Source organism: Anaeromyxobacter oryzae, assembly GCF_023169945.1.
GTDB lineage: Bacteria > Myxococcota > Myxococcia > Myxococcales > Anaeromyxobacteraceae > Anaeromyxobacter > Anaeromyxobacter oryzae.
Window position 1 is genome coordinate 4,921,772 of record NZ_AP025591.1, and the last position, 26,417, is coordinate 4,948,188.

20 protein-coding genes are annotated in these 26,417 nt (G+C 74.6%); 16 read left to right on the forward strand and 4 right to left on the reverse strand.

The window, feature by feature from the left end:
• The first annotated feature begins 45 nt into the window (after positions 1 to 45).
• Complete coding sequence (locus tag AMOR_RS21450; RefSeq protein ID WP_248353910.1) at positions 46 to 1,389, forward strand: ligand-binding sensor domain-containing protein; 1,344 nt, start codon at positions 46 to 48, stop codon at positions 1,387 to 1,389.
• 77 nt (positions 1,390 to 1,466) lie between these two features.
• On the opposite strand, the gene AMOR_RS21455 is transcribed toward AMOR_RS21450, so the two are convergent.
• Positions 1,467 to 3,389, reverse strand: coding sequence for a DUF4091 domain-containing protein (locus AMOR_RS21455; RefSeq protein ID WP_248353912.1), 1,923 nt, complete (start codon positions 3,387 to 3,389; stop codon positions 1,467 to 1,469).
• Between the two features lie 424 nt (positions 3,390 to 3,813).
• Between AMOR_RS21455 and AMOR_RS21460 the strand changes: the two genes are divergently transcribed.
• Entirely contained in the window at positions 3,814 to 4,710 is an 897-nt protein-coding gene (locus tag AMOR_RS21460; RefSeq protein WP_248353914.1) for a class I SAM-dependent methyltransferase, read from the forward strand.
• Positions 4,711 to 4,823: 113 nt separating this feature from the next.
• Here AMOR_RS21460 and AMOR_RS21465 read toward each other — a convergent pair whose 3' ends face one another.
• Positions 4,824 to 5,513, reverse strand: coding sequence for an RNA polymerase sigma factor (locus AMOR_RS21465; protein WP_248353917.1), 690 nt, complete (start codon positions 5,511 to 5,513; stop codon positions 4,824 to 4,826).
• Positions 5,514 to 5,604: 91 nt separating this feature from the next.
• On the opposite strand from AMOR_RS21465, the gene AMOR_RS21470 reads away from it, so the two are divergent.
• From AMOR_RS21470 to pgi, 7 genes are all read left to right on the forward strand, one after another.
• Positions 5,605 to 6,039: a DoxX family membrane protein gene (locus AMOR_RS21470; protein WP_248353919.1), complete on the forward strand. Its 435-nt coding sequence runs from the start codon at positions 5,605 to 5,607 to the stop codon at positions 6,037 to 6,039.
• 182 nt (positions 6,040 to 6,221) lie between these two features.
• Entirely contained in the window at positions 6,222 to 9,320 is a 3,099-nt protein-coding gene (locus tag AMOR_RS29690) for a PKD domain-containing protein (protein WP_263009828.1), read from the forward strand.
• Positions 9,317 to 10,474, forward strand: a complete 1,158-nt coding sequence (locus AMOR_RS21480) for a cytochrome c3 family protein (protein WP_248353921.1) — start codon at positions 9,317 to 9,319, stop codon at positions 10,472 to 10,474. The genes AMOR_RS29690 and AMOR_RS21480 overlap by 4 nt, the downstream gene beginning before the upstream one ends.
• Before the next feature lie 275 nt (positions 10,475 to 10,749).
• A complete protein-coding gene (locus tag AMOR_RS21485) occupies positions 10,750 to 13,866 on the forward strand; it encodes an NHL repeat-containing protein (RefSeq protein WP_248353923.1) in 3,117 nt (1,038 codons plus the stop codon).
• A complete protein-coding gene (locus tag AMOR_RS21490; RefSeq protein WP_248353924.1) occupies positions 13,863 to 15,722 on the forward strand; it encodes a cytochrome c3 family protein in 1,860 nt (619 codons plus the stop codon). Before AMOR_RS21485 ends, AMOR_RS21490 begins: the two co-directional genes overlap by 4 nt.
• A 110-nt stretch (positions 15,723 to 15,832) precedes the next feature.
• Positions 15,833 to 16,255, forward strand: coding sequence for a bacteriohemerythrin (locus AMOR_RS21495; RefSeq protein ID WP_248353927.1), 423 nt, complete (start codon positions 15,833 to 15,835; stop codon positions 16,253 to 16,255).
• A 75-nt stretch (positions 16,256 to 16,330) separates the two neighbouring features.
• On the forward strand, positions 16,331 to 17,974 hold the full coding sequence (gene pgi / locus AMOR_RS21500) for a glucose-6-phosphate isomerase (protein ID WP_248353929.1): 1,644 nt from the start codon (positions 16,331 to 16,333) through the stop codon (positions 17,972 to 17,974).
• Here the strand turns inward: pgi and AMOR_RS21505 are convergent.
• Complete coding sequence (locus AMOR_RS21505; RefSeq protein ID WP_248353931.1) at positions 17,971 to 18,531, reverse strand: hypothetical protein; 561 nt, start codon at positions 18,529 to 18,531, stop codon at positions 17,971 to 17,973. The two genes, pgi and AMOR_RS21505, sit on opposite strands and share 4 nt — an antisense overlap.
• 132 nt (positions 18,532 to 18,663) lie before the next feature.
• On the opposite strand from AMOR_RS21505, the gene AMOR_RS21510 reads away from it, so the two are divergent.
• Positions 18,664 to 19,404: an ATP-binding cassette domain-containing protein gene (locus AMOR_RS21510; RefSeq protein WP_248362580.1), complete on the forward strand. Its 741-nt coding sequence runs from the start codon at positions 18,664 to 18,666 to the stop codon at positions 19,402 to 19,404.
• The gene (locus tag AMOR_RS21515; protein WP_248362582.1) at positions 19,404 to 20,894 is read left to right on the forward strand and encodes a glycine betaine ABC transporter substrate-binding protein; all 1,491 of its coding nucleotides are present in this window, start codon (positions 19,404 to 19,406) and stop codon (positions 20,892 to 20,894) included. The genes AMOR_RS21510 and AMOR_RS21515 overlap by 1 nt, the downstream gene beginning before the upstream one ends.
• 81 nt (positions 20,895 to 20,975) lie before the next feature.
• On the opposite strand, the gene AMOR_RS21520 is transcribed toward AMOR_RS21515, so the two are convergent.
• Positions 20,976 to 21,194 carry a hypothetical protein gene (locus tag AMOR_RS21520; protein WP_248353933.1) on the reverse strand — a complete coding sequence of 73 codons (219 nt, stop codon included), beginning with the start codon at positions 21,192 to 21,194 and terminating at the stop codon, positions 20,976 to 20,978.
• 147 nt (positions 21,195 to 21,341) lie between these two features.
• On the opposite strand from AMOR_RS21520, the gene AMOR_RS21525 reads away from it, so the two are divergent.
• From AMOR_RS21525 to AMOR_RS21545, 5 genes are all read left to right on the forward strand, one after another.
• The gene (locus tag AMOR_RS21525; RefSeq protein WP_248353935.1) at positions 21,342 to 22,466 is read left to right on the forward strand and encodes a nucleotidyltransferase family protein; all 1,125 of its coding nucleotides are present in this window, start codon (positions 21,342 to 21,344) and stop codon (positions 22,464 to 22,466) included.
• A 126-nt stretch (positions 22,467 to 22,592) separates the two neighbouring features.
• On the forward strand, positions 22,593 to 22,976 hold the full coding sequence (locus tag AMOR_RS21530; protein WP_248353937.1) for a S24/S26 family peptidase: 384 nt from the start codon (positions 22,593 to 22,595) through the stop codon (positions 22,974 to 22,976).
• On the forward strand, positions 22,967 to 23,149 hold the full coding sequence (locus tag AMOR_RS21535) for a PqqD family protein (protein ID WP_248353940.1): 183 nt from the start codon (positions 22,967 to 22,969) through the stop codon (positions 23,147 to 23,149). Before AMOR_RS21530 ends, AMOR_RS21535 begins: the two co-directional genes overlap by 10 nt.
• A 76-nt stretch (positions 23,150 to 23,225) precedes the next feature.
• Positions 23,226 to 23,402 carry a hypothetical protein gene (locus AMOR_RS21540; RefSeq protein ID WP_248353942.1) on the forward strand — a complete coding sequence of 59 codons (177 nt, stop codon included), beginning with the start codon at positions 23,226 to 23,228 and terminating at the stop codon, positions 23,400 to 23,402.
• Positions 23,399 to 26,416 carry a PQQ-binding-like beta-propeller repeat protein gene (locus tag AMOR_RS21545; RefSeq protein WP_248353944.1) on the forward strand — a complete coding sequence of 1,006 codons (3,018 nt, stop codon included), beginning with the start codon at positions 23,399 to 23,401 and terminating at the stop codon, positions 26,414 to 26,416. The genes AMOR_RS21540 and AMOR_RS21545 overlap by 4 nt, the downstream gene beginning before the upstream one ends.
• Position 26,417 lies beyond the last annotated feature (1 nt).

Sequence of the window (26,417 nt, forward strand, 5' to 3'; positions counted from 1 at the left end):
CCGCAGCCGCAACCTCAGCCGCAGCCACCACCACCACCTCCTCCGGTGGACCCCGGCTTCAAGTTCGGGACGCAGGGACCCTGGCCGGTCGCCAACGTGATCTACGGCCAGAAGGACGGCATCCTCGAGTCCCCCGTCGTCGCGATGAGCACGGACGAGGGGCAGAACCGCTGGGTCGCGACCCCGGACGCGCTGTACCTGCTCCGCCCGGGGGACACGACGTTCAAGCGGTTCGACGCGAAGGACGGCCTCCACGTCGTCGGCAACCCGGCCCACTACTGCAACGACCGGCAGATCCCGGTCGACAAGCGGTGCGCGGCGAACGAGATGTGGGGCGGCGCGGTCGATCCCGGCATCACCGCCCTCGCGGGGGGCGAGAAGGACGAGGTCTTCGTCGGCTACGCAGGCGCGCGCACCGATCCCATCGACTGCAACAACGACGGCAACGGCGCCGACTGGTGCGACCCGCTCAAGCACACCGGCAAGATCGACCGCGTGAAGCTGAACCCCGACGGCACCATCCAGGTCGACCGGATGGACCTCGTCGCGAACCTGCACGGCGGGCAGTACTGGCACGACCGGTACGTCTACCGGCTCGCCTACGACCACCTCGTGCACGGGAAGACGCTCTACGCCGCGAACGAGCACGGCGTGACGATCCTCTTCCCGGACAAGTTCCGGATGCCGAACCCCGGCGAGTGGTGGGACACGGCGTACTCCGAGTGGATGGGCGATCACCTGCACGCGCGCGTCTGCTTCGAGAAGCCATGCGACAACACCGACGCGAACCAGCGCATGGGCGAGTGGCGCGGACTCGCCATCGACGCGAACGGCGACATGTGGCACGCCGGGAAGTGGAGCGCGGGCCTCATCACGTGGGCCGCGGATCCGACGACCTGGTGGCAGCGCGCCGGCAAGGCGTACAAGCACGCGTTCGGCGATCCCTACGGCGGCCCAGGCTCGAACAACCCGCCGGTGTTCGAGGTCGCGCTGGAGGGGCACGACGTCTTCCTCTCCGCGGTGTCCGTCTGCCCCGACGGCAAGGTCTGGTTCGGGAGCCTCGGCGTCTCGGACGGCGTGCCGTACACGATCGCGTCCTACGAGGACGGGAAGGGCTTCAGCTACTACCTCGCGACCGCGCTCGGGCTGCCGGATCCGGCCGTGAAGGATCTCGTCTGCCTCCAGGACGGCCGGCTCGCGATCGCGAGCTTCTACGGCGGCCTGGTGCTGTGGGACCCGGCGACGAACACGTCGACGCCGGTGCGCGCGTCCGGGGGGCTCATCCCGAGCGATCAGATCGAGTCGCTGGAGCTGGATCGCATGGCGAGCCCGCCGACGCTCCACGTCGCGACGGACGGCGGCGCGGCCGCGATCCGGGCCCTCCCGTAGAGCGCGCCAGACGAACGAAGGCCCCGGCCGCGAGCGCGGCCGGGGCCTCCATTGCCTCGACGTCGAGGGGCTCCGAGCTAGCCCCGGCGCCGCCGGCGAAGCCGGAGCGCGCCGGTCAGCCCGAGCGCGGCGGCGATGCCGAACCCGCCCGCGGAGCCGCACCCGCTCGCACCCGCCTGCTGCAGCCCGGCGCCGCCGCCGGTCACGCCGCCGTCCGTCGTGCCGCCGGTGGTCCCTCCTCCCGTCGTGCCGCCGCCCGTCGTGCCGCCAGGGCCGGTCCCGCCGCCGGGCGTGCCGACCGGCGGAACCGCGCCGCCGGTGCGCTGCACGATCAGGGACGCGAGCTGCGCGCGCGCCGCGAAGAGATCGTCGGCCGACTGCTCGGTCTGGTAGGCCTGCGGGAACAGCTTCGCCGCGATGGCGCGCGCGTCCGCCTCGTCGCCGAGGTCGGAGAGGAGCTTCAGGTACTCGTAGTCCTCCATGCCCTCGCGGAGCATCTTGAGGCGGATGGACGCGACCGGGACGTCGTGCGAGCCGCCGATGCGCGCCGTCGTGCCCGGGTAGAAGAGGGTGCCGTCGCCGTTCCCGCCGAACCCCCACTGGTTGCTCCACGGATCGGCGCGGTAGGCCTCGACGGTCTCGTAGTACAGCTCGCCGGAGACGCGGTACCGGAAGGACAGCCACTCCATCGCGCGGTTCCGGATGGCGGACGCGTCGATCGCGTAGCTCGGCCAGCCCGTGTAGTAGTAGTCCGACGCGCTCGGGTTGCCGAAGTTCACGCTTCCGCCGCAGCCGTGGCTCATGCAGCTCTGGTACGTCCAGACCTCGCGCTTGCTCGAGCCCGCGAGCCACGCGTCGTAGTTGCCGCGCTGCTCGCCGGTGAACTCGCTGCCCGCCTTGTCGTCGAGGTAGTTGATCACCGGGACGAGGATGTCGATGGACGAGAGGACGCCCTGGCTCTGCGCCTCCGCGATCGTCGTCGTCACGAGCGTGCGGACGGCGGGGCTCGCGGCGCGCGCGGTCGCTGCACGGGTCGGGATGTCGGACCACGCGCAGGTGAGCGGCGGCTCGTCACAGGTGTACTGGAAGAGGCGGTCGGACCAGCCCTTCTGCGCGAAGAACGGCGACCACGTCCCGAGGTTCCCCATCGCCTCGACGGCCGTCATCTTCGCGCCCGGGAGGCGCGTCGCCGCCGTCCCGTCGATGGACGGGCCGTAGTAGGACGCGAAGTGCGTCATGTCGTCCCCGGCGCCGTCGTCGATGTGCGAGAGCGTGAGGCGGTGGTCGAGGGCGAAGCGGTCGTAGATCGCCCGGAGCGCCGCGACGTCGTCGGAGGACGAGACGCCGTCCGCGACGTTGAGCGCGCCCCAGGTGAAGCCGAACGCGGTCTTGAGCGACGCGGTGGAGGGGAGGGTGAACGGCCACACGGTGAGCGTCACCGGGACGGCCTTCGAGCCGCCGTCCCAGGTCACGTTGACCGTGCCGCTGTAGTCACCCGGGGTCGCGTCCGGCGGGACGAGCACCTCGACCCAGACCGCGCGGCTCTCCCCGGCGGGGACCGTGAACGGGAACGCGTTCCGGTGCTCGCCGAAGATCTCGTCCACGTCCGGGACGAGGCCGTCGGGGATCTGGCCGGTGGTCCCGTCGAGGCCGGAGGGGGTCGTGACGTTCATGAGCGCCTCCCGGTAGAGGCGCACGCCGGTGATCTTCCCCGGCCCGGTCAGGTCCGACACCGTCGCGCTCACGTTCGACGCACTCCCGGTGACGACCACCTGGAACGCCTCGAACTCGTTCCGAGCGGCGGAGATCTTCGCCGCCGCGGTCGTGCGCGCGGTCGCGCTCGCCTTGATCTTCTCGGTCGAGTGGGTCACCCAGACGTCCACCGCCGATGCGGCCATGGGCTGGAATGCGGCGATTGCCGCAAGCACGGCAAGAAGGCTCTTCACCAGGTCGCTCCTGTGCTCCCCCTCCAGGGTCGCGTTCGGGGAACGGAGCGCCAAGCGACCGAATTCCTCCAGGGCTGGTGGGTAGGTGGACGCCGGCATGCGCGTCCACCCGACGCGCGCTCATGCGCGGAGCGGCTCGTCTACACAGTGGACGTGCGGCCCACACCGGGGCGCGTCCGACCACACGAAGTGCAACCGGTCGAATTTTCACTGTTAGCGCGGGGCGTCATCGTGCGAGCCCTCGCCCGCCCGGACGGATCCCCGACGACGCGCAAGGCGCCCTGGAGGACGCCAGCCAAGCGGACGACGAGGCGATCGAAAAAATCACGAAGCGCAGGCGTGATCGCGGCATCGGCTCGCGTCCACGGCTCGCGCCCGAGAAGGCGGTCGACCCGCGAGGCCCCACGCCTCGACCGAGCGGAGCGCCGCCTCACGGAGAGGCTGGCCGCTCCCGCGTCCGCGGCGCAGCGTTCGCGGCATGCTCGATGAACTCGGGATGCCCGGCGCGCACGCTCCCGCGGAGGCGCGCCGCAACGTCGTGGCGTCGCGCAACACCGCGGTGCCGCCGCGAACGTCCGCCGCCTCGCTCGGTGCCGCGGCGCCGGCCCCGTCCTCCCGGCCCGCCGGGATGCGCCTCAACGACTACGCAGACCGGACGGATCTCCTGGTGGACTGGATCCTCGAGACCGCGCCGGGCGGCGGGGCGTTCCTCGACGTCGGCGCGAACGACGGCAGCTTCTGCCCGCAGGTGCGGCGCATCGCGGCGCACGCCGGGTTCCTGGCGGGCGTCGACCCCGACGAGCGGAAGCTCATCCGCAACCCGTTCGTCTCGCGCCGGTACCCGGCGACGATGGAGCGGGCGGATCTCCCGCCCGAGAGCTTCGACTGCATCTACAGCGTGTACGTCGCCGAGCACGTCCAGGCGCCGCGGCCGTTCCTCGAGGCGGTCCACCGCGCTCTCCGCCCGGGCGGCTCGTTCTTCTTCATCACGCCGAACGGGCAGCACTACTTCGCCGCCATCTCGCGGCTCCTCGGGCACCTGCACCTGCAGGAGCGGGTGCTCCGGCTCGTGATGACGCCCGCCGGTGCGCAGGCCTACCACTACCCGGCGGTCTACCTCCTGAACCACCCCAGCGAGATCTCGGCGCTCGCGCGCGAAGTCGGCTTCGCGGACGCCGAGTTCCGGTACAGCGAGCGGTTCGGCGAGTTCGCCGCCTACTTCCCGGGTCCGCTCAAGGCGTTCCCGTGGCTGTACGAGCGGGTCGTCTCCGTCGTCGGCCGCGAGGAGCTGCTCGGCAACCTCATGGGGCGGCTCGTGAAGGCGGGTCCCGTGGCGGCGTCCGGAACGGGGCGGACGGACCGGCGGCAGGCCTGAGGCCCGAAGCCTCTCATCGCGAGTACCGTTCGCGGTGAGCCTGTCGAGCCACGAACGGGCGCGGCGAGCCGCCCTTCGGCAGGCTCAGGGCGAACGGATGACGCTGCCGTGCATCAGTGCCGCGTCGCCTCGATCGCCGCGAGCACCGCGGCGACGACGCGGTTGCACCGCCGCGCCGGGAACGGGAACGCCACGGGCGCGGACTGCTCCACCGCGTCGGCGAGCGCCGCGCGGAGGTGCGCGCGCGCCCGGTGCAGGCGCGTCTTCACGACGTCCTCGGAGACGCCGAGGGCCTCGGCGGCGTCCGCCGTGTCGAGCCCCTCGATCGTCCGGAGCATGAAGACCGTCCGCAGATCGGAGGGCAGCCGGTCGACGGCGCGCTCCGTGATGGAGGCCAGCTCCAGCGCCGACGCCTGCTGCTCGGGGTCGGAGGGCAGGGTCTCGGAGAAGCCGGGGGCCGTCGCGTCGCCTTCGGTGCCGTCGTCCAGGGTCGCCTCCGTCGCGCGCCTCCGCAGGCGGCCGCGCGCCTCGTTCAGCGCGATCGAGATCATCCAGGTCGAGAACCGCGCCTCGCCCCGGAACTGATCGAGCCGTGAGTACGCCCTGAGGTAGGCCTGCTGCATCACGTCCTCGACCTCCGCCTCGTCGCGGAGGATGGCCCGCACGGCTCGATACACGGCCCGGTTGTGACGCCGCATCAGGACCTCGTACAGGGCGGTCTCGCCGGCGCGGACGCGGCGCACGACCTCCTCGTCGAGAAGCCGGGGGTCCAGCGCGAGCTCGGTGGCGGCGATCCGCTCCATGTCTCCTCCGTCCGATGCGCGAGGTGGGCCGGGGTGACGGACGGTCACCGTCCGGCCGCCCGGGCATCCAACTCATGGAGGAGGTAGCGAAATGGACCGTCGCGTGCAGTCGACGTGGTTGCTGCTGAAGATCGTCTTCGGGGTCGTCCCGATCGTGGCGGGGCTCGACAAGTTCGTCGGGTTCCTGGCCGACTGGCAGGCGTATCTGTCGCCGCTCGCCCGATCGCTGCTGCCGGTGAGCCCCGGCCTGTTCATGAAGGTCGTCGGGGTGATCGAGATCGTCGCCGGGATCATCGTGCTGTCGCGATACACCCGGATCGGCGCGTACATCGTGGCGATCTGGCTCGTCGCGATCGCGCTCGAGCTCGTGACCGGGAGGCATCTCGACATCGCGGTGCGCGACCTGGTGATGGCCGTGAGCGCCTTCTCGCTCGCGAGGCTCACCGAGGCGCGGGACGCGGTCGCGGCGAGGACGCCGGCGCGCGCGCCGGTGCCGCCGCCCGGAGCCGCGCCGGCCCGGGCGTGACCGCGAGGCGTGTGGGTGGGTCTGCGTGGTCGTGGGACACGGACCCGCCGTCGAGGATGCGAGAATTGGCCCACTCGCCAGGGCGGGGACCGCCGTCGGCTACGAGATAACGCTGACGAAACGAGGCCTTGAACGGCGGTCGCAACGGCGGGCGGGGCCCGCAGCTTGCAGCCGCAGGTGGCGTGGACCTCCAACGCCACCTCCGCGTCGCGCTGGCCGTGTTCGCTGGCGCGCTCGCGATGCCGGCGAAGGCCGGCATGGGGCTCGGCGGCAACAGCGCCCCGGTGGTCGACTCCGTCTCGTTCGGAACGGATCCGGTGCCCGCCACGGCCGTCACGTCCATCCGGTGCGCGGCGCACGAGACCGACTCGGGACACGTGCGGCAGTTCCGCTTCACCGTGAGCGGCGGCACGCTCCCGGGGGGCGGCACCGTGGCCACGGTGGACGTGACGCCGGCGAGCCCCGCGACCGGCGCCATCACCTGGACGACGCCCGGCCCGGGCGCGGTCTCCGTGACGTGCGAGGCGCTGGACGACGACACCGGGGGCTTCGGCGGCGCGAACGCGTGGAGCGCCCCGTTCACGGTCGCGGTCACGACGGTCGTGTCGACGCCGCCGCCGGTCGTGGATCGCGTGACGGGTCCCTCGGCCGACCTCTTCCCCGGGGCGCGCGCGGCGCTGTCCGTCGAGGCGCACGACCCCGCCGGCGGGACCCTGAGCTACGCGTGGACCGCCACGGCGGGCACGATCCAGGCGGTGGGACCGACGGCGACGTGGACCGCGCCGGCGTCGCCGGGGACCTACGTCGCGACGGTGACGGTCTCGTCGACGACGGGCCTCGGCGCCGCGGCCACGATCACGCTGCCCGTGGTGCTCGCCGGCTACGAGGGAAGCCTCGCCGCGACGCCCGGCGCGCCCCAGCGGCTCGCCGTCTCGCCCTCCGGCGAGCTGTACGTCGTGGACGCGATGAAGGGGCAGCTCCTCGCGGTGTCGCGGCGTGGGGATCCCATGGGCGCGTACCCGCTGCCGGGGCGCCCCGTCGCCGTCGCGTTCGGCGCCGACGAGCTGTTCGTTTCGCTGGCGGACGGCCGGCTCCTCGCCCTCGACCCCGGGACGGGCCGGATCCTGCGCGCGCAGGCTCTCGGCGCCGTCGCGGTCGCGCTCGCCTGCGATCCCTCGACCGGCGTCGTCTGGACCGCCGAGCGCGAGCTGAACCGCGTCCGGGCCCTCCGGCCGGACGGCTCGGTCGCGGCCGTGCTCACCACCGCGGGCGCGACGCCGCTGGTCGCCCCGGCCGCGCTCGCCGTGGACGCGGCCCACGGGACGGTCTGGGTCGCCCTCCTCTCGAACGAGTCCGGTCCGCTCGTGCACGCGTTCACGCTCGGGGGCGCGTACGTCCGGAGCATCGTCGGGTTCGGCGGCGGCGCCGGCCAGGTCACGCGGACGGGCGGCCTCGCCGTCGACGGGGCGGGCCAGGTCTACGTCGCCGACGTCTTCCAGGGACACGTCCAGGTGGTGACCGCCGCCGGCGTACCCGTCGCGACGCTCGGCTCGTTCGGCACGGCGCCCGGCCAGCTGCAGCAGCCCGCCGACGTCGCGGTCCTCCCCGGCTCCGACGTGGTGGTCCTGAACCAGGGCGCGGGCCGCCTCGAGCGCTACGGCACCGGCGCGCCGCTCCCCACGTGTCCGGGCGACTCCGACTGCGACGGGATGCCGGACGTGTGGGAGCTGCTCCACGGGCTCGACCCGAGCTGGGCGGGGGACGCCCTCCTCGACGTCGATCACGACGGCCTCACCGACCTCGCCGAGTACCTGCTCGGCACCAACCCCGACGACCCCGACTCGGATGGCGACGGCGTGCCGGACGGCGCGGAGATCGCGGCCGGCTCGAACCCGCTCGATCCCAGCGACCACCGTCCCACGCTGGTCGTGCCAGGCCCGAAGGAGAGCGATCCGGGCCTCGTGCGCTTCACGGCGACCCTCAGCGGGCCGGCCGGATGCACCGTCGTGTGGCGGCAGCGGCTCGGGCCTCCGGTCCTGCTCCGGGGCGCCGGCGGGCTCACGCCGTCCTTCGTCGGGCGGACGGCCGGGCGCTACCAGCTCGAGGGCGTCGCGACCTGTGGTGGCGTGCAGACCGCGCCGGCGGTGCTCGAGGCGACCATCCGGAACGTCCCGCCGCGCCCGGATCCCGGCCGCATGCTGGTCGTGGCGGACGGCGACCGCGTCGCCCTCGACGGCCGCGGCTCCTCCGACGCGAACGGGGACGAGCTCCGCTTCGAGTGGGACCAGACCCTCGGGCCGCCGCTGTCGACCTCGGCTCGCGGCCCGGTGCTCCCCCTGCGACCCCGGCAGCCGGGGTTCTTCGAGCTCCAGCTCACGGCGGTCGATCCGGGCGGCGCCTCGGCCAGCCGTGAGGTCCCGCTCCTCGTCCTGAGCCGCACGGCCGAGACGCCGACGGCGATCGTCTCGACCCCGGTCACTGGGCCGGTCGGCGAGGCCATCGCGCTCGACGCGACCGGGAGCACCGGGCCCGCTGGCGCGCTCTCGTGGTCCTGGGCCCAGGTGGACGGTGCGGCGGTGGTCCTCGACGCCGCGGACGGCTCGCGGCCGACCTTCTTCGCGGCGCGGCCCGGACACTACGCCTTCGAGGCGACCGTGACCGCCGGCCCGCTCCGCTCGCCTCCCGCGCGCGTCGACGTCTACGTCTCGGCGGGGGAGGCGCTGCCGCTCGCGCGCGTGGCGCCCGTGCCCGCGACGGTCCCGGTGGGAGAGCCGATCCTCCTCGACGGCTCGCGGAGCGCCGCAGCCGGCGGCGGGGTCCTCGCGCACCGGTGGCGCCAGCGCCAGGGGCCGGCGGCCGGCCTGACGGACGCGGATCGCCCGATCGCCTCGGCGGTGCCGTTCGAGCCGGGGATCCATGCCTTCGAGCTCGTGGTCGCGGAGGGCGAGGCGGTGAGCCTGCCGGCGACGGTGACGGTGCTCGCCTCGGCTCCCGGTCGCGCCCCGCCGGTCGCGGTCGCCGCGGGGCCGGGGACGGCCTGGGCCGGGGCGCTGGTGACCCTCGACGCGAGCGGCAGCGGCGGTCCGGCGGTGAAGTACCGCTGGACGCAGGTCGGCGGCCCCTGGGTGGCGCTCGACGGCGCGACCGCGCAGAAGGCCACCTTCACCCCGCGCAGCGCAGGCCTGTACGTGTTCGAGCTCGAGGTGGACCGCGGCGGGATCCGTGGCGCGCCCGCGACGGTGAGCGTCCTCGTGTTCTCCGACGGGAGCGTCACGCCATGAACCGCCGCTCCACCGCCGCGGTCGCCGTCGCGGCCGTCGCGCTCCTCCTGGCCGCCCCCGGGCGCGCGCTCGACGCGCCGCACGACGCGTCGGGGTCGCCGGCGGTCACCTGCACGCTGTGCCACGTGACGCACTCCGCGCCGGGCGGGACGCTGCTCACCGTGTTCGGCAACGCGAACGTCTGCTTCAGCTGCCACGACCAGCCGAACGTCGGCATGCGCCTCGGGTTCCCGTGGACGGCGGCTTACCAGGCGGTCCCGGGCGCGGGCGGGCGGTCGCACCGCTGGGACGCGATGGCGTCGAGCACGCTGCACGGCGCGAAGCCGCCGCTCGACGCCGAGATGGCGAAGCGCATCGACTCGGGGCGCATCACCTGCTCGGTGTGCCACGACGAGCACGGCCGTGCGCTCGCGACCGCGCGCGGCGCGACGCAGCACGTGTTCACCGCCGGGGGGAAGCTCGCCGTCGGCTCCACCCTCTCGCGGTCGGCGGGGGCGGGCACCGGGACGCTCACGCTGACCAGCGTGAGCGCGCCGACGGCGACGCGGTCCGGCGCGCAGCCGCGCGGGTACCTCGTCCGGATCGCGACCGGCGGCGTCGCAGGATCGGCGACGTACGTCGTGTCGTCCGACAACGGCCGCACCTGGTCCGCCCCGGCCAGCACGGCGAGTCCGGTGATCCTCGACACGGACGAGCAGGGCGCGGCGGTGACGGTCACGTTCTCGGGGACGTTCAGCGCGGGCCCGCCCGCCGATCAGTGGAGCACCTTCACGGTGGCCTACCCGTTCCTGCGCGTGTCGAACCTGGACAGCGCGATGTGCGAGGACTGCCACCGCGACCGCGTCCAGACCGCGGCGTGCGTCGAGGGCTCCGCGGCGGCGACCACCGGGGGCGGCGACAGCTGCGCCGCGAGCACCGGGATCGCGTACAGCCATCCGTCCGGGCCCGGCGTCACGTTCCGGCAGGATCACGATCGCGTCGCGGGCGGCGTCCCGCAGCCGCTCGACGTGAACGGCGCGCCCCAGGGCGGCGACGGCGCGGATCCCCTCGTGACGAACAAGCTCGTGCTCGACTCGGCGAACCAGGTGCGGTGCCTCACGTGCCACGCCCCGCACAACGCCGACTCGAACTCGCTGACCGAGGACCCGCGGTAGCCGCGGGTGGATAGGGCCACGGTGACAGGCCCGCCGGCGCCGGGGCCGGCGCTGTGCCGCCGGCGGCGCTGTGCCGGTCCGGGCAGGTCCCCATGTGCGCCAAGTCACGCATCTTCGGGTGTAGAGGCCACTCTGCGTCCGGGCGCGGATGTCGGGTCGGCCCAAATCCCTTCTTCTTTGCGGAGGTTGTGCTTCCGGAGCCGGAGGCGGGCTGGCGCCTGGCCGGCGCGAGGCTTGCATCCGGGCCCTTTCGGGTCATCGCCCAAGGGGTCGTCATGCAACTGGTACCGCCCGTCCACACGCTGCTCGTCCTTGCGGCGCTCGCGCTCACCGCCGGGAGCTTTCCCGCCACGGTCGCGGCGATGGGGCTCGGCAACTCGCCGCCGGCCGTGACGGCGCTGTCCGTCTCTCCGACGCCGCTGCCTGCGTCCGCGAATGCGACGGTCTCCTGCTCGGCGACCGACGACGCGGGGATCGCGAGCCTGCGCATCGACGTGAGCGGCGGCGGCCTCGCGGGGAGCGCCTCGCAGACCGTCTCTTTCCCGGGGCCCACGGCGACGGCTACGGCGGCGGTCGACTGGTCGACCCCGGCGCCCGGGACGTACACGGTCACGTGCACCGCGACGGACACGGGCGGGACGTTCGGCGCGGCCGCGACCGGTTCGAAGGCGCTGACCGTGGACACGGTCGCGGTGACGAACCCGCCCGGCGTGGACGCGCTCGACGCGAGCGCCACCTCGGTCCGGGTCGGCGAGACGGTCACGCTGTCCGCGGCCGGGCACGGCGACGGCCTCGCGTACGCGTGGACCGCGACCGGCGGTACGGTCGCCGGCGACGGACCCCTCGCGCGCTGGACCGCGCCGCGGACCGCGGGCACCTTCACGATCCGGCTCGCGGTGACGGACGCCCTCGGGCGCACCGCCTCGCGGAGCGTGGACGTCGCCGTGCGCTGGGCGGACCCCCTCGCGCCGCTCGCCGCGGCGGCTGCACCGTTCCCGGCGCGCGTCGCTGCGGGTTCTGGAGGCGAGACGTGGGTCGTCGACCCGCGGCGGCGCGTGGTGGTCGTCATCTCCGCGGACGGCGCCCGCGCGCGGACGCTGCCGGTCGAGGGAACGCCGGGGGGGATCGCGCTCTCGCCGGGTGGTCTCGTGTACGTCGGCGATCTCGACGCGGGTGCCGTGGACGTGTACCTGCCCGGCGGCCGCCGCGTCGGCGCCCTCGGCGCCGGCGAGGGCGAGCTCCGCGCGCCGGTCGCGATCGCGGTCCACCCGGTCACCGGCCGGATCTACGTGGGCGACGCTTCGACCGGGACGGTGCGGATGTACGAGGCAGACGGCACCCGGGCCGGCTCGGTCGCCATCGGCGGGCGGCCCGCCGGGATCGCCATCGACGTCGCTGCCGGTCGCGTCTACGTCTCCGACGCGCAGGGCGCGCGCGTCCGCGTGCTCGGGCTCGACGGCGCGGACGCCGGGGTCGTCGTGGACGGCGCGGCCGCGGGCCTGGTCCGGCCCGGCGGAGTCGCGGTCGGCGCCGACGGCACCCTGTACGTCGTGGACACGTTCCAGTCGCAGGTCGTGGCGCTCGACGCCGCGGGCACCCCCCTCGGCACCCTCGGCGCGCACGGTCGCGGCGTGGGCGCGCTCGACGTGCCGCTGGACGTGGCGGTCGATCCCCGCGGGCGGGTGCTCGTCACGAACACGCAGAACGGCCGCGTCGAGGTCTTCGCCGTCGCGGGCGGAACGGGCGCGTGCGCCGGCGATCGCGACTGCGACGGTCTGCCGGACGCGTGGGAGCTCGCGAACGGCCTCGATCCGGACGCCGCATCGGACGCCGACCTGGATCAGGATGGTGACGGGCTCACCGCGCGGCAGGAGTACCTCGCTGCGACCGACCCGCGCCGCGCGGACACCGACGGCGACGGGCTCTCCGACGGCGCCGAGCTCGCGGCCGGCCTCGATCCGCTGATCGTGGATCGGCCCGAGCTGATCGCCGGCGCGCCCGTCGAGGGCGCTCCGGGGCTCCTCCGCCTCGGCGCCGGCCTGCGCACCGCGATCCCGTGCGACGTCCGCTGGCGGCAGGTGTCGGGGGCCGCCGTCGCCCTCCGCGGGGCCGCCTCGCTCGCGCCCAGGTTCGTCGCGCGCGCCGCCGGCGAGTACCGGTTCGAGGGCGTCGCGACGTGCGGCGTGGTGACGTCCGCTCCCGCCGTGCTCGTCGCGCGCGTCCGAAACGTCCCGCCGCGGCCCGATCCGGACCGGCTCGTCGTCTCCTATGGTGAGGACGTGCTCCTCGACGGGAGCGCGACGCGCGACCCGAACGGCGATCCGGTCTCCCTGTCCTGGGCCCAGACGCTCGGCTTCCCGGTGATGGGTGACGTCACCGGGCCGCTCTCGACGTTCCGGGCGCGCCGCGGCCTCGTCGAGCTGGAGCTCGAGGCGAACGACGGGCAGGGCGGCGCCGCGACCGCGCCGGTGCAGGTCGTGGGGGTCCCGCCGAGCGGGACGGTGCCGACCGCGCTCGCGGTCTCGCCGGTCACCGGCGTTGCCGGCGAGGCCGTGAGGCTCGACGCCTCGGCGAGCGTCGCGCTCGGGCACGCCTTCGCCTGGCGGCAGGTGGACGGGCCGCCGGCCTCGCTCGAGGGGGAGGCGCGCCCGGTCGCGCGCGCCGTGCCATCGACGCCCGGCCGCTACGCCTTCGAGGTCCGGCTCGACGGCCCCTGGGGGGTGTTCCCGGCCGGTCGCGTCGACGTCTACGTCTCGGCGCCCGGCCGCGCGCTGCCAGAGGCGCGCATCGCGCCGGTCCGGGCGGCGCAGGTCGGCGAGCCCGTCGTCCTCGACGGTGCCGCGAGCGTGACGGGGCCGGCGGGGCGCTTCGCGTGGCGGCAGGTCGCGGGACCCGCCGGCGGCCTCACCGACGCGGACCGCGCCGCGGCGACCTTCGTCGCGTTCGAGCCGGGCAGCTTCGTTCTCGAGCTCTCCGTCGAGGACGACGCGGGCCCGGGGGTCCCGGTCCGGCTCCGAGTGAACGCGGCCGCGGGCGCGCCGCTGCCGACCGCGGTCGCCCGGGCCGGCGCGACGGCGCGGCAGGGCGACCGCGTGGTCCTCGACGGCTCGGCGAGCCGTGGGGTCGCAGCGGGCGCGCTGCGCCACCGCTGGCGCCAGCTCGACGGCCCGTGGGTCGCCCTCGACGAACGCGATGGGGCGCGCCCTGCGTTCCGCGCCGCGCAGCCTGGGACTTACGTCTTCCAGCTCGAGGTCGAGGACGGCCCCGTCCGGAGCGCGCCGGCGACGGTGAGGATCGAGGTGCTCGAGCCAGCCGACGCATCGGATCGCGCGCTGGACCGCAGGCGAGGAATCCACCGGCCGCTGGACGGGAGCGAGGGGAGCCACCGATGACGCGCACGAGCCTTCTCCGGATCGCCGCGGTGGCCGCGGCGATCGCCGCGGCGCCGGCGCGCCCGTCGGACTCGCCGCACGACGACGCGAACCTGCCCAGGACGTGCCGCGACTGCCACGTGCTGCACTCGGCGACGGGAGCGACCCTCACCGCGGAGGCGACGAACGCGCTCCTCTGCAAGTCGTGCCATGCGTCCACCGCGAACGTCGCGCTCCAGACCTGGAACGACACGGACCAGGCGACGCCCGGGACCGGAGGCACCTCTCACCGCTGGGACGCGCTCGCGGTGAATCCGGTCCATGGAGCGGTGCTCCCGTCCTCCGCGATCGCGCCGCACCTCGCCGCCGGGCAGAAGCTGCAGTGCTCGGCGTGCCACGACGAGCACTCGCAGGCTGCGGCGCCGTTCGACGTCGCGGCGCCCGCGGCGGGCGGCGGCCGTCACTTCCTGCGCTCGGCCAATGCTTCGAACGCGCTGTGCGTCGACTGCCACGCCCCGTGGGCGCAGGCGAGCGCGATGACCGGCACCTACTACACGAGCGGCACCGCGAGCTTCTCGGGGACGACCGTGACGGGGACCGGCACGACGTTCGTGGGCAACGTCCAGCCGGGCTGGCGCATCAAGCGCCTGTCCGATCCCGCGAGCGCCTGGGCGGTGGTGAAGAGCGTGAACACGAACACGAGCCTCACGCTCGTCGCGGCGTACACCGGCGCGTCCGGCGCGGGCACGTACGTCGCGGGCAAGACCCTCAGCCACGCCGTGGGCGTCCCGCTCGCGAACGTGAACACCCGCGCGGTGCCCGTCGAGCCCGGCGGGACCGTGGCGCAGGTCGCGGGCGACGGCGGCGTCGCGGCAGGCGGGTCGTCCACGACGCTCGTCGCGAGCGGGAAGAGCTACACGAGCACGGTCATCGGGCAGGTGGTGCGGCTCACGTCGGGTGCGAACGTCGGCCAGACGCGCGTCATCGCGTCGGTCTCCGGCGCGCAGCTGGGATGGACCGCGGCGCTCGCGAGCGTCGTCCGGTTCGGCGACGAGTACGAGATCGACGCGGACGGGAACCGGTCGAACGACGTCCTCCTCGCTGGCGCGTCCGGCACGAGCGCGACGGCCGGCAACGTGGTCTGCATGAGCTGCCACGGCGTCCACTACGCGGACTCGAGCTCGACGACGCACGACGATCGTGCGGGCGGGGCGGGCGACGGGAACCTGCTCCGCCGCGCGCCCGCGGAGACGTGCGAGGCGTGTCACCCGGGCACGCTCCTCCACTCGAGCGCGACGACGAGCACGAAGTACGGAACCTGGGGTACCACGTGGACGTGCCTCACCTGTCACCAGCCACACCGGACGTCGAACGTGACGCTCGTGAGCCCGTCGGTCACGACGCCCGCGTCCGGCGTGAAGGACATCGATCTCCGCTCCATCACGGGCGGGTTCGAGAGCTTCGGTCTCGCGCGCTCCGACACGCCCGGTGCCGGCATCTGCGAGGCCTGTCACACGAGGACCCGCCACAGCGCTCCGACCACCGGGACCACGAGCTCCTTCACCACGGGGTCGACCGCCGCGAGCATCACGGGCGGCACGCTCACCGGGCTCGCCGCCGGATGGGAGGTCCGCCGGACCACCGCGCCGGACGGCACGAACGCGGCCGCGTGGACGCGCATCGCGACGATCAACACGACGACCGGCGCCCTCACGCTCGTGGCGGGCGGGTACAAGGGGACGACCGGAACCGGAGCGTGGGAGGCGCAGAACCCCATCTTCCGGAACGACGGCTCCGGTCGCGGTGTCGGGAACGCGCACGCCGGCACGAACTGCCTCACCTGCCACTCCCACCGGAACGGGTTCCGCTTCCAGTAGGTCTCATCCGCGCGCGGGCGGGTGCGCACGCCAGGCCCGGTCGGGGCGCCGTCCCCCGCCACGGCGGTCCCTGTGCCCGTCGGTTAGGACCCTCGGTGCGCGGAGGGCCCATGCCCATCATCGACGAGAGCCAGATCCCGAAGGTCGTGCTGCCGACCATCAACGCGGACCACGCCGAGGAGGCGCGGCTCCTGAACGCCGCGGCGGCCATCGTCGACCGGCACCTCGCCGGGGAGGCGGACGCGGCCGCGGTGATCGACGCGCTCGACGCGCTGTACGCCCACACGCGGGCGCACTTCGAGCGCGAGGACGCCGCCACCCAGGCCGCGGCCTACCCGGAGCACGCCGCGCACCGGGTCGAGCACGAGCGCGTGCTCGAGGCGCTCGACTCCCAGGAGCGCCGGTTCCGCGAGACCGGCGACGCGGAGGCGCTCCGCACCTTCCTCGCGGACGTCCACCCGGCCTGGTTCGACGACCACGTCCGCACCTGGGACGCCGCCGCGGCGCGCTTCGGGCTGGAGTGGGGCGCGTAGCCTCGCGCGGCACCCCGCCCGAGCCTTCGCGACGGTGCGTGCGACCGCCGTCACGGTGGGATAAAGAGCGTCGCCATGGCCATCGAACCGACCTGGCTCACCCGCACGCCCGCCTGGACGGCGCTCGCGGCCCACTGCCACGCGACCGGCACGGCGCACCTCCGCGACCTGTTCGCGCGCGATCCGGGCCGCGGCGAGCGGCTCGTCGCCGAGGGCGCCGGCCTGTACCTCGACTACTCGAAGCAGCGCGTCACGGACGAGACGATGCGCCTCCTCGTCCGCCTCGCCGAGGAGCGGGGGGTCGCCGCGCGCCGCGACGCGATGCTCTCGGGCGAGAAGATCAACGTCACCGAGGGGCGGGCGGTGCTGCACGTGGCGCTGCGGGCGCCGCGCTCGGCGCGGATCCTCGTCGACGGGAAGGACGTCGTCCCGGAGGTCCACGCGGTCCTCGACCGGATGAGCGACTTCGCCGCGCGCGTCCGGAGCGGCGCGTGGACGGGCTTCACCGGCAAGCGCATCCGCAACGTGGTGAACGTGGGCATCGGCGGGTCCGACCTCGGCCCGGTGATGGCGTACGAGGCGCTCCGCCACTACGCCGCCCGCGACCTCGTCTTCCGCTTCGTCTCGAACGTCGACGGCACCGACCTCGCCGAGGCGACCCGTGATCTCGACCCCGCCGAGACCCTCTTCGTCGTGTCGTCGAAGACGTTCACGACGCTCGAGACGATGACGAACGCCGCGTCCGCGCGCGCGTGGGTCCTCGCCGCGCTCGGGGACGAGCGCGCGGTGGCGCGCCACTTCGTCGCCGTCTCCACGAACGAGGGGGAGGTGCGGAAGTTCGGGATCGACCCGGCGAACATGTTCGGGTTCTGGGACTGGGTCGGTGGCCGCTACTCCATGGACTCGGCCATCGGGCTCTCGACCATGATCGCGATCGGCCCCGAGGGCTTCCGCGAGCTGCTCGGCGGGTTCCGGGCGATGGACGAGCACTTCCGGACGGCGCCGCTCGACCGGAACCTGCCGGTGCTGGTCGGGCTGCTCGGCGTCTGGAACACCGACTTCCTGGGCGCCGTCACCGTGGCGGTGCTCCCGTACGACCAGTACCTGAAGCGGTTCCCCGCGTACCTGCAGCAGCTCACGATGGAGTCGAACGGCAAGCGCGTGAGCGTCGCGGGCGCGCCGATCGCGGACTACTCGACGGGCGCCATCTACTGGGGGGAGCCGGGGACCAACGGCCAGCACTCGTTCTACCAGCTGCTCCACCAGGGCACGCACCTCGTGCCGTGCGACTTCATCGGGTTCTGCCGGACGCTGAACCCGCTCGGCAGGCACCACGACCTCCTCGTGGCGAACCTCCTCGCGCAGGGCGAGGCGCTCGCGTTCGGGAAGACCGCCGACGAGGTGCGTGCGGAGGGGACGCCGGAGCGGCTCGTCCCGCACCGCACGTTCCCCGGGAACCGGCCGTCGTCCACGATCCTCGCCGATCGGCTCGAGCCGGCGACGCTCGGCGCCCTCGTCGCGCTCTACGAGCACGCCGTGTTCACCCAGGGCGTCATCTGGGACGTCGACTCGTTCGATCAGTGGGGCGTCGAGCTCGGGAAGGTGCTCGCGACGCGGATCGTCGCCGAGCTGGAGAGCGCCGCGGAGCCGGCGCTCGCGCACGACTCGTCCACGAACGCGCTGCTCCGCCGCTACCGCGCGCGGCGCGGGCAGCGCTAGGGCGCGGCCACGGGCGCGAGGCCGATGCAGACGCCGACCGCGCACGGCCCGGGCCGGCACGGGTCGCCGAACCGCTCGGGGCCGTTCAGGGTGGGCCGCGGGACGTCCATGATGCGGGCGAGGAGCGCCGTCTCCTCCTCCGTCACGCCGTCCCGGAGATCCTCGTCCTGGATCGGCGCCCACTCCTTGAGGCTCCAGTCCCAGAGCTCGCGCACGACGATCACCTTCGCCATCTTGTACCCGAGCTTCACCTTCACCGTGTCGCGCGCGAGGCAGGTCCCGCCGAAGCAGGGGACGTCGAGCTCGACGCGCTCGGTGGCGACCGCGCCGAGGTCGGCGTCGCAGCTGTCGACCGCGTACCCCGCGTCGGCGAGCACGTGCACCGCGTTCGCGAAGATCGCGTCGCCCCGCGGCGGCTGGAACGGCGCCCGCGCCGCGGGCGGCCGCGGCGGGAACCGCGCGAGGCGCGCCGACGCGCCGAGGCGGTGCGCCGCCGGCTGGGCGCAGGCGGCGAGCACGGCGGCGGAGGCGGCGAGGAGCGACCGGCGGATCGACATCGAGCGATATCGTCGGTCGCCTGCACGCGATCGCAAGAAAACGCCCGCGGCGACGGTGTGGGCGCGACGCGCACCTCCGGGGGTGTCGAGCCACGGGGCGTCGTCGGGATGTGACGAATCGTGAGCCCGCCGATGCTCGAGCTCCGCGGTGTCGAGAAACGCTACGGCGGAGCGCTCGCCGCCGGACCGCTCGAGCTCGCGATCGGCGCCGGCGAGGTGGTCGCGCTCATCGGCCCGAGCGGCGGGGGCAAGTCCACGGTGCTGAAGCTGCTCCTCGGGCTGCTCGCGCCCGAGGCGGGGACGGTCCTCCTCGCCGGCGCGCCGCTCCGGGACGACCCCGCGGTCCGCCGCCGGTTCGGCTACGTGGTCCAGGGCGGCGGCCTCTTCCCGCACCTCACCGCGGCCGCGAACGCGGCGCTCGTCGCGCGGCACCTCGGGTGGGACCGCGCGCGCGTCCGGGCGCGGCTCGAGGCGCTCGCGGCCCTGGCGCGGCTGCCGGCCGGCGCGCTCGAGCGGTTCCCGTCCGAGCTGTCCGGCGGCCAGGCGCAGCGCGTGAGCCTCATGCGCGCGCTCTTCCTCGACCCGGAGGTGCTGCTCCTCGACGAGCCGCTCGGCGCGCTCGACCCGATCACCCGGGCCGAGCTGCAGGACGACCTGCGCGCCGCGTTCCGCGCCCTCGGGAGGACCGTCGTGCTCGTGACCCACGACCTCGCCGAGGCCGCGTACCTGGCGCCCCGCCTCGTCGTCCTCCGCGACGGGCGGATCGTGCAGGACGGCACCCTCGAGGACCTGGTCCGGGCGCCCGCGGAGCCGTACGTGTCGCGCTTCGTGCACGCGCACCGTGCGCTGCCCGTCCCGCCGGAGGGCTCGTGATCGGCGCGGCCGCCGTCGCGCTCACCGCCGCGCTCGCGCTGGGCGCGCCGGCGCCGGTGCGCGTCGGCTCGAAGGAGTTCACCGAGTCCGAGATCCTCGGCGCGATGGCGACGCAGGCGCTCGCGGCGGGGGGCGTGCCGGCGGAGCACCGCCGCGCGCTGGGCGGTACGCGCATCCTCTGGGAGGCGCTCCTCCGCGGCGACCTCGACGTCTACCCCGACTACACCGGCACGATCTCGGAGGAGATCCTCGGCGGCGCGGTCCGCCCGGACGAGGAGGCGCTCCGGGCCGCGCTCGCCCCGCGGGGCGTGGGGATCACGCGCTCGCTCGGCTTCGAGGACACGTACGCGCTCGCGATGCGGCGGGACGTGGCCGACCGGCTCGGCGTGCGGCGCGTCTCGGACCTCGCGCGCCTGCCGGCGCTCCGGATCGGCTTCACGAGCGAGTTCATGGACCGCAAGGACGGCTGGCCCGCGCTCCGCGCGCGGTACCGGCTCCCGCAGCGCGACGTCCGCGGGCTCGCGCACGACCTGGCGTACCCGGCGCTCGCGGCGGGCGAGATCGACGTCACCGATGTCTACTCGACGGACGCGGAGATCGGGCGCTACGGCCTCGCGGTGCTCGAGGACGACCTCCACGTCTTCCCGGAGTACCGCGCCGTCTACGTGTACCGGCTGGATCTCGAGGCCCGCGCGCCGGCCGCGCTCCCGGCGCTCCGCCGGCTCGAGGGGCGCATCGGCGCCTCCGCCATGATCGACCTGAACGCGCGGGTGCGGATCGACGGCGCCGCGCCGGACGCCGCCGCCGCCGGCTTCCTGCGCGCGGCGCTCGGGCTCGCGCCCGAGGTCCCGCCGGAGTACCGGTGGCAGCGGATCCTCGCCCGGACCCGCGAGCACCTCGCGCTCGTCGCGACCGCGCTCGCGGGCGCCATCCTCCTCGGCGTCCCGCTCGGCGTCCTGGCCGCGCGGCGGCCGCGGATCGGGCGCGGCGTCCTCGCCCTCGTGGGCGTCGTCCAGACGATCCCCTCGCTCGCGCTCCTCGTCTTCATGATCCCGCTGCTCGGGATCGGGGCGGGCCCCGCGATCGCCGCGCTCTTCCTCTACGGGCTGCTGCCCATCGTGCGGAACACGCACGCGGGCCTCACGGGCATCCCGCCCGAGCTGACCGACTCGGCGCGCGCGATCGGCCTCCCGCCGGCGGCGCGGCTCCGGCTCGTGGAGCTTCCGCTCGCCGCGCCCGCGATCCTGGCCGGCGTGAAGACGGCGGCGGTGATCGCGGTGGGCACCGCGACGCTCGGCGCGCTCGCCGGCGCTGGCGGCTACGGCCAGCCGATCCTCACGGGGATCCGGCTCGCGTCGGTGCCGCTCATCCTCGAGGGTGCGATCCCGGCGGCCGCGCTCGCGCTGCTCGTCCAGAGCGGGTTCGACGCGCTCGAGCCGCTGCTCGTCCCGCGCGGCCTCCGGCGCCGTGCGGGGCGGGTGGAATCGTAGGTGCGCGAACGAGTGTCGGGTGCCGGGTGAGCGACAGGCGGCCGGGCGAGCGGCCGTCCGGTCATGCGGTACGGTCGGGGCTCAACGGCCGAGGGAGCCGATGCGCCGCCACCGCTCCCCGGGACGGACCTGCAGGTCCGCGCCGAACCGGCTCAGGGAACCGACATGGGCGGCGAGGTGCTTCAGGCCCGCGGGGAGGGGATCCAGCGGCAACCGCGTCGACCGCCTGTGACGCAGGAACAGGGTCGAGACGAGCCCCAGGGCGGCGAAGGCGAGTGCGAGCAGGGCGTACACAGTCATGGTTCCCTCCGTGCCCGGCGGGCGCGGCGAGGACCCAACATGCGCCGATGAAGGGCGGTTGGCTCCGCCCCGGACGGAGATCCCGCCCAGGGAGGGAACCCGGATCGCGGGACAGACGTGGAGCTTCGCGGATCTCGCCGCGTGGGCTTGCCCGGAGCGGGGCACCCCGTCCATGCTCGCGACGATCTGGACGACGGACACGACGAGCTCGAGGCCGATCTCAGGGCCCTCCTCTCCCGCCCCGCGGCGCCGCTCCCGCCGCTCGCGGCGGAGCGCGCGCGGCGCCTCGCGGACGCCGCGCTCCGGCACGGGCTCGCGCACGAGCTCGTGCGGCGCTTCCCCCCGCCCGGCCCAGACGCCGACCTCGCCGCGCTCCGCGCGCGCGTGGAGCGGAACGTGCTCGCGCGCCGGATCCAGGACGCGCGGCTGCGAGCGGCGCTCGACGAGGCGCTCGCGGCCCTCGCCGCGCGCGGCATCGTCCCCGTCGCGCTGAAGGGCCCGATCCTCGCGGAGCGCGCCTACGCCGATCCCGCGCTCCGGGAGTCGGGGGATCTGGACCTGCTCGTGGACCCGGCCGAGCTGGATCACGCCCTCGCGGCGCTCGCCGCGCGCGGGTGGTGTCCCGAGCGAGGCGAGTTCGTGTTCTCGGACGCGTACGCGCGTCGCCACCACCACCACGTTCACCTCGGGCGCCCTGGCGGCCCGGACGTCGAGGTCCACTTCCGTGCGAACGTGGGCTTCGGTGCCGTGCTCGAGGCGGCGCCGCTCCTCGGGCGCGCCCGGGATCACCGCACCGCCTCCGGCGCCGCCGTCCGCGTGCTCGCGCCGGAGGACGAGCTGATCTTCCTGGCGATCCACTCCGCCCGGCACCTCCACGAGCGGCTCGGGTGGCTGCTCGACCTGCTCCTGTTGCTCGAGGCCGGGCCGCCGGTGGACGGCGCCGAGGTCGCGGCGCGGGCGCGTGCGTGGGGGGCTTCGCGCGCGCTCGCCTTCACGGCCGCGGCGCTCGCCGAGCTCGGCGCGCCCTTGCCGGAGGGCCTTCCGCGGTCGCCCGGCGCGACACGCCTGCGCGTCGCCGAGGCGCTGCGCCAACGGGCACTCGCGCGCGCCGGCGTCGCGCGGGACCGCGTGTTCTGGGCGTGGGGCATGGCGTTCGAGGCGGTGCTCGCGGATCGCGCCACGGTCGCCGCGGCGCGGCTCGCGCACCACGGCGTGTGGACGGTGCGGAGGAACACGCACCGGCTCCTACACCGCCTGAGTCGCCGACCCTGACGTCACGCCAACCCGGGACTGGGGGTTTTTGGCGGGTCCGACGAGACTGGCCGATGATGGGCGTCGGTGGTGGCGCTCCTCCACGAATCCATGACGGCGATCTGGCAACCGGTACGCGGCCGCAGCATGGCCCCGACGCTCCGCGAGGGCGACGAGGTGCAGCTCGCGTTCGTCGACGGCGCGCCGGCGCCGGGAGACGTGGTCGTCGCGCGGGGCCGGGCGGGGCTCGTCATCCACCGCGTGGTCGGCGCCGGAGCAGGCGGGATCATCACCCGAGGTGATGCGTGTCCGAGAAACGATCCGACCTGGGCTCCGCGCCAGGTCATCTTCACGGCGGTGGCCCGGCGTCGTCGCGGGCGGGAGCAGCCGATCCCGCCGGCGCCCCCGGAGCCGCTCCGCCGCCTCCGGCTCCTGGCGCGGTCCTTCGCGTCGCGGGCCGCTGCGCCTGGCAGGTGGTGGAGGGCGAGGCGGTCCTCCTCGACCTGCACGGGAGGCGGATCGTGGGCCTGAACCCGGTGGGCAGCTTCGTGTTCGGGCGGGTCGACGGCGAGCGGAGCGTCGCGGCGCTGGCGGGCGAGGTCGCGGCGCGGTTCGGCGTCTCGGCGGAGCGGGCGCTCGCGGACGTCGGCGCGTTCATCGGGGAGCTCGTCCGGCGCGGGCTCGTCGAGGTGACGACGCCGTGAGTGGTGGGGCGGGGACGTTGGTGCGAGGTCGAGCGCCGTGTTTCATCACCAGCTTTCGAGAGCGGGCGAGGCGAGCATGAACGGGACGAGGCAGGAAACGGAGACGGAGCGGAGTCCGCCGACGACCACGCCGCCGTACGAGCCGCCGGCGATCGCGTGGGACGAGGCTTTCGAGCCGCTGACCGCGGCCTCCTTCGGTGCGCCGAACGGCCCGAACATGATGTCCGAGCTCCAGCGGTGCAACGTCCTATGAGTCGCGCCGTCCGCCTCGTCGTCACGGCGGGCGCGCTGCTCGTGGCCGGCGCGGCGCGCGCGCAGGTGAACCTCGCCGTCACCCCGAGCGCGGCCGGGACGGCGCCGCTCGCGAACGCGGTGACGAACGGGACGGCGTCGTCCTTCCACCTCGACGTCGCGAACTCGAAGAGCGGGACGATCCTCCGCCAGATCGAGTTCCGGCTGCCCCAGGGCTGGTCGGCGCAGGGCGGCGCCGGTCCGGACGGTTGGACGGTCACGCGCCTGCAGACGAACGGGCTCTACTCGATCCGCTTCCAGGTCGCCGATTGCAGCGCCGGCGCCGTCGGCGGGATCGTCAACGGCAGCGCCGGGACGTTCCGCCTGGACGTCACGCCCCCCGGCGGCGCCGTCGCGGGCGACTGGTCGGACAACCTGAGCCGCATCACCGCGTCCGATCCCTGCGGTGGGCAGACCGGGTGGAACGTAACGAGCGCGAGCGCGGTCACGATCCCGGTGAAGGCGCTCGCCGTCACGGGCAGCGTCTCCCCGGTCCAGGGGCCGGTGCCGACGACGGCGACCTCGACCTGGACGGTCACGAACCTCGCCACCGCCGCGACGACCGTGACGCCGGCGGTGAGGATCACGCCCCAGGGCGGGGCCGTTCTCGCGTGCACGCCCGCACCCGCGTCGCTGTCGCTCGCGGCCGCCGGCGCGGCCGGTGCGTCGGCGACGTTCAGCTGCTCGTACCCGCTGGCCCAGGCGGGCGTGTACACGTTCGGCGCGACGGCGGCCGGCTCCGGCGTGTCCGCCGTGGGCGCGATCGCCGGACCGGTCCGCACGGCCGGCGTGACCGCCTCGTTCGCGTTCACCAACCTGACCGCCGGACCGGGGGATCAGGTCCAGGCGGTCATGACGTTCCAGAACAACACGGCGGCGGCAGTGACGGTCTCGCCGCCCAGGTACAACCAGCTCACGCTCGCCGGCCTCGCCCAGACCAGCGGCACGAACAACCCCGCGGACGTGCCGCTCGCGGCCGGCGCCACGGGGTCGGTCACGTACACGTTCGACGTGACCGGGGTGGTCGGCTCCGCGTATCGCGCCCAGGGCACGCCGGCGATCTCGCCCGCCGGGAGCACGACGAACCTCGCGATCACGCCCGCCGGGACGGTCGCTGCGTCGACGGTGGCCTGGTCACCCGCCGGCATCGTCCCCTCCCGCACGCCGAAGGGGCCGTGGACCTTCACCGTGACCGTCGTGAACAACGGCGGCGCGTCGATGACCGAGATCGACGTCTACGCCCCGCCGGCGAACGGGTGGGGAGGGCTCACGTACGTCAGCATGAGCCCGACGGGCTCCGTCAAGACCTCCGGCAACCCGACGGACACGCTCAGGTACACGTTGACGGTGCCATCCAAGAGCACCGCGACCCTGAAGTTCAGCTTCTCCTCGCTCCCGGCCGTGACGCAGACGACCGCGTACCCGTTCCAGGTCACGACGGTCGTGTCGAACGGCTCGCGCGCGGTGAACACGAACTACGAGGAGACGGTCTCGATCGTCCCCACACCGATCCCGGACGTCGCGGGCTTCACGATCCTGTCCGACGGCTCGGGCCAGACGCTCGCGTGGACGAACACGAGCGGCACGACGGGGAACGCCCACGACGGCGTCGCGATCTTCCGGACGCCCTCCGGGACGGACCCGTTCGTCCCGGCGGACTTCGTCGACTACTCGGATCCCGCGAACCAGGCCCTCGCCACCGGGACGGTGCTGTACGCGGACCGGGACGGCTCGCCGACGCGAACGGCCGCGGATCCGGCCGTCGGCGCGTACAACTACCGGGTCTGCAACCACGACGCGCTGTTCGTCTACTCGAGCTGCACCAGCGGATACTGGACCGCGAAGGGCTACCTCGACTCCGTCGCGGCGCCGGTGGGCGGCTGGACGCACCAGCTCGGCGGGACGTCGCTGCTCCAGCCCGGCGTCCTCCCGGGGAGCCGCGTCGCCGTCGCCACGAACCGGCCGGACGTCACGGTGCTCGACCTCGCCACCGGACTCCGGACGTTCGACCCGGTGGCGCTCGCGTCCCTGCCGGCCGGCAACACGCCGGCGGCGGCGATGGCGAGCGGGCGCAACATGCTCTTCGCCGCGGATCAGGGCGGCCTCGCCCTCGGCTTCGACCTCGACGCCGGAACGACCACCTGGCAGGTCACCAGGACCGGCGAGAGCTTCGTCGCCGAGATCACCGGGATCGTGAAGCAGTACGCGAGCGCGGCCTACACCGCGCCCTACGACACCATCCTCCTCGCCTCGAAGACCGGCCGGCTCCTCGGCGTCCGGCACGACACCGGCGCCACGGTGTGGACGCTGCAGGTCGGCGCGACGGGGCAGGGGCTCTACGCCGCGCCCATCTACGACGCCGGGACGAACCGGCTCTTCGTGGCGGTGGACGCGGGCGGCGGCGTCCGCGCATACGACGTGGGCGCCGGCGCGGCGGCGCCGACGCCGGTGGCGGGCTGGCCGGCCGGCACGGGCAGCTACACCGTCGCGTGCTCCCAGGGGCCGCTGACGACCGACCTCGCCTGCCTGGACAAGACGGGCCAGCTCGTCGTCCTCGACGTGTCGACCGGGGCGCCGCGGTACGGCACGCCGATCTCCTCGGCGCTCGCGAGCGCGACCGACCTCCGCACCGTCGTCGGCGCGACGCACGGCTACCTCGTGTCGAGCGCGAGCGCGGTCCAGCGGCTCGTGATCTCCACGTCCGGCGTGCTCTCGGCCACGGCGCAATGGAACGCGCCGTCCGGCGCGACGCTATCCATGGCGCAGCCGTTCCCCTCGACCGGGACCGCATTCGTCGCCGCGAGCGACAAGAAGCTGCGGAAGCTCTCGCTCGACGGGCTTGCGCTCCTCGACTCCCGCGACGTCCCCGGCCCCGCGACGAGCATCCTCGTCGGCCCGCCGGTGTTCGACCGGACCAACGGCCGTTTCGTCTTCGCGACGGCGAAGGGCCGCGTCTTCGCCATCCCGGCGTTCTAGG

What these genes read in the sequence shown, in the direction of transcription:
- AMOR_RS21460 (WP_248353914.1), top strand. Translation starts at nt 3,814, where the DNA reads ATGCTCGATGAACTCGGGATGCCCGGCGCGCACGCTCCCGCGGAGGCG.
- AMOR_RS21465 (WP_248353917.1), bottom strand. Translation starts at nt 5,513, where the DNA reads ATGGAGCGGATCGCCGCCACCGAGCTCGCGCTGGACCCCCGGCTTCTC.
- AMOR_RS21470 (WP_248353919.1), top strand. Translation starts at nt 5,605, where the DNA reads ATGGACCGTCGCGTGCAGTCGACGTGGTTGCTGCTGAAGATCGTCTTC.
- AMOR_RS21480 (WP_248353921.1), top strand. Translation starts at nt 9,317, where the DNA reads ATGAACCGCCGCTCCACCGCCGCGGTCGCCGTCGCGGCCGTCGCGCTC.
- AMOR_RS21485 (WP_248353923.1), top strand. Translation starts at nt 10,750, where the DNA reads ATGCAACTGGTACCGCCCGTCCACACGCTGCTCGTCCTTGCGGCGCTC.
- AMOR_RS21490 (WP_248353924.1), top strand. Translation starts at nt 13,863, where the DNA reads ATGACGCGCACGAGCCTTCTCCGGATCGCCGCGGTGGCCGCGGCGATC.
- AMOR_RS21495 (WP_248353927.1), top strand. Translation starts at nt 15,833, where the DNA reads ATGCCCATCATCGACGAGAGCCAGATCCCGAAGGTCGTGCTGCCGACC.
- pgi (WP_248353929.1), top strand. Translation starts at nt 16,331, where the DNA reads ATGGCCATCGAACCGACCTGGCTCACCCGCACGCCCGCCTGGACGGCG.
- AMOR_RS21505 (WP_248353931.1), bottom strand. Translation starts at nt 18,531, where the DNA reads ATGTCGATCCGCCGGTCGCTCCTCGCCGCCTCCGCCGCCGTGCTCGCC.
- AMOR_RS21510 (WP_248362580.1), top strand. Translation starts at nt 18,664, where the DNA reads ATGCTCGAGCTCCGCGGTGTCGAGAAACGCTACGGCGGAGCGCTCGCC.
- AMOR_RS21520 (WP_248353933.1), bottom strand. Translation starts at nt 21,194, where the DNA reads ATGACTGTGTACGCCCTGCTCGCACTCGCCTTCGCCGCCCTGGGGCTC.
- AMOR_RS21530 (WP_248353937.1), top strand. Translation starts at nt 22,593, where the DNA reads ATGGCCCCGACGCTCCGCGAGGGCGACGAGGTGCAGCTCGCGTTCGTC.
- AMOR_RS21540 (WP_248353942.1), top strand. Translation starts at nt 23,226, where the DNA reads ATGAACGGGACGAGGCAGGAAACGGAGACGGAGCGGAGTCCGCCGACG.
- AMOR_RS21545 (WP_248353944.1), top strand. Translation starts at nt 23,399, where the DNA reads ATGAGTCGCGCCGTCCGCCTCGTCGTCACGGCGGGCGCGCTGCTCGTG.